At 75.1% G+C, this 2,387-nt stretch carries 3 protein-coding genes; all 3 read right to left on the reverse strand.

Annotation, left to right across the window (positions count from 1 at the left end; all coding sequences use genetic code 11):
* A partial coding sequence (locus tag VFW24_03775) for a 3-phosphoshikimate 1-carboxyvinyltransferase (GenBank protein ID HEX5265869.1) occupies positions 1–852 on the reverse strand: 852 nt, incomplete at its 3' end.
* Between the two features lie 17 nt (positions 853–869).
* On the reverse strand, positions 870–1,931 hold the full coding sequence (locus VFW24_03780; protein ID HEX5265870.1) for a prephenate dehydrogenase/arogenate dehydrogenase family protein: 1,062 nt from the start codon (positions 1,929–1,931) through the stop codon (positions 870–872).
* On the reverse strand, positions 1,928–2,326 hold the full coding sequence (gene aroH, locus VFW24_03785; GenBank protein HEX5265871.1) for a chorismate mutase: 399 nt from the start codon (positions 2,324–2,326) through the stop codon (positions 1,928–1,930). The genes VFW24_03780 and aroH overlap by 4 nt, the downstream gene beginning before the upstream one ends.
* Between the last annotated feature and the right edge of the window lie 61 nt (positions 2,327–2,387).

Here is a 2,387-nt window from a genome sequence, read left to right on the forward strand (position 1 = left end):
GTCGCCCACCGTGCCCTCTCGGTTCTCCACCGTGACCTCGGCGCCCATCCGTTGGAGCACGTCGAGGAAGGCGGCCCGCCCCGGGCCCACGTACACGCCCTCGACCACGACGTCGGACTTCGGGACGATGCAGGCGGCGACGACCCAGAAGGCGGCCTGCGAGGGATCGCCGGGCACGTCGAGGTCGAGGGGCTTGAGGCGGGAGGGCTTCAGGCGGACGACCCGGCCTCCTCCCACGCGGTGGATCGAGATGTCGGCGCCGCAGGCCTGCAGCATCTCCTCGGTGTGGCCCCGGGTGGCCACGGCCTCGCGGACCACGGTCTCCCCCTGGGCCGACAGCCCGGCCAGGAGCACGGCCGATTTCACCTGGGCGCTGGCCATCGGGGGGGCATAGTCGATGCCGTGCAGGCCGCCCCCGCGCACCGTGAGCGGCGGGAGCCGTCCGCCGCCCCGGCCGTCGACCGTGGCCCCCATCTGCCGCAACGGCAGGGCGACCCGGTCCATGGGCCGGGTGCGGATCGAGGCGTCCCCGGTGAGCACGGTGAGCCACGGGAGCCCGGCGCACAGCCCGGCCAGGAGCCGGATCCCCGTGCCCGAGTTCCCGATGTCGATGACGTCCTCGGGCTCGTGGAGGCGGCTGGTGCCGCCGGAGATCCGCTCCCCGTCGATCTCGGCCCCCATGGCCCGCACCGCCCGCCCCGTGAGCGTCACGTCGTCGCCGTCGGACAGGCCCGTGACCCGGGAGACGCCCTCGGCCACGGCGCCGAGCATCAGCGCCCGGTGGGAGATCGACTTGTCCCCGGGAACGCGTATCCGGCCCCGCAACGGGCCCGACCCGGCGATGGTGAACACCTTTGCCGCCCTCGCTGTCATAACGGCTGGGCCGAGGGCCGGAAGCCCCGGGCCAGAAGGGCGCCGCGCATGAGGTCGGCGGAGCGGGCGTCGACGACGAGGAGCAGGGTCCCCCCCTTGCCCTCGGCCGAGTGGGCGATGGCCAGGTCCTCGATGTTCACGCCCAACTCCCCCGCCAGGGTCGTCACCTCGGCCAGCGCCCCGGGCCGGTCCGGCACCGGGACCCGCAGCTCGATCAGGTCCTCGGGACGGACGGGGCGGACGGGGAGGTTGCGGCGGGCCACGTGGGCGGCGTCGAGGAGGGCCAGGAGACCCTCGGCCTGCTCCCCGTCGACCAGGGCCCGGACCGACCCGAGCGAGGCGATCAGGCGGTCGAGGGCCGCCAGGATGGCGGTGCGGTTGGACGAGCAGATGTCGGGCCAGATGCCGGGGTGGCCGGCGGCTATGCGCGTCATGTCCCGGAAGCCCCCCGCCGCCAGCCGCAACAGGGCGGCGTGCTCCTCGGCCCCCTCGGAGGCCAGGGTCATGAGGGCGGCGGCGGTCAGGTGGGGAACGTGGGAGACCACGGCCACCAGGGCGTCGTGGTCGGCGGGACTGACCGCCACCACGTTGGCCCCGAGCGAGATCAGGACGTCCCGCAGCCGGGTGAAGCCGGCCGGGTCCGTGGTCCCGGTCGGGGTCAGCACCCACGTGGCTCCCTCGAACAGGCTGGCGTCGGCCCCGTCCAGGCCCACCTGCTCGGACCCGGCCATGGGATGGCCGCCCACGAAGCGGGGATCGTCGACCGCCCCGACGATGGAGCCCTTCACCCCGGCGACGTCGGTGACCAGACCCCCGGCCGCCAGGGCCTTGCGCGCCTCCTCGACGACCGCTCCCACCGGGGTGGCCACGAAGGTGACGTCGGCATCCCGGCCGTCGCCGAGGTCGTCGACGGCGCCGATCTCCCGGGCCCGGGTCTGACGGGCCGGATCGACGTCGCGGCCGGTCACGTGCCAGCCCCGCGACCGCAGGGCCAGGCCGAGGGAGCCCCCGATCAGGCCGAGCCCGACGATGGCGGCCCGGCCGGCGGGCTCGCTCACCTCCCCCGCCCGACGGCGTCGGGAGCGCCGAGCCCGGCCCGCTCCCGGAGGCCCTGGGCGCCGCGGAGGTAGACGTGGGCTATCTCCCCCCGGCTGCGCTCGCTCTGGACGTGCATCATCACCCGGATGCACAGCGGGGTGGCCCCGCTGACGTCGAGCTCCTGGGCCCCGATCACCGGCACGTCGTCGAGGCCCATCCTGCGCGCCGCGCTGGCCGGAAAGGCGCTGTGGACGTCGGGGCTGGCGGTGACCAGCATGCTGACCAGGTCCTCGGGGTCGATGCCGTTGCGCTCGATCATCTCGGCCATCAGCTCGCGGACGCGCGAATCGACCTGATCGGCGCTGTCCTCGTCCAGGGTGGTGGCGCCGCGGACCGCTCTCAGCTTGGCCGCCATCGGGCGCGGAGCCTACCTGGGGGTGGCTGTTCTCCCCGCCGGCCTGCTGGCCGCCGTCTCC

It is taken from the genome of Acidimicrobiales bacterium, assembly GCA_036273495.1.
GTDB lineage: Bacteria > Actinomycetota > Acidimicrobiia > Acidimicrobiales > JAJPHE01 > DASSEU01.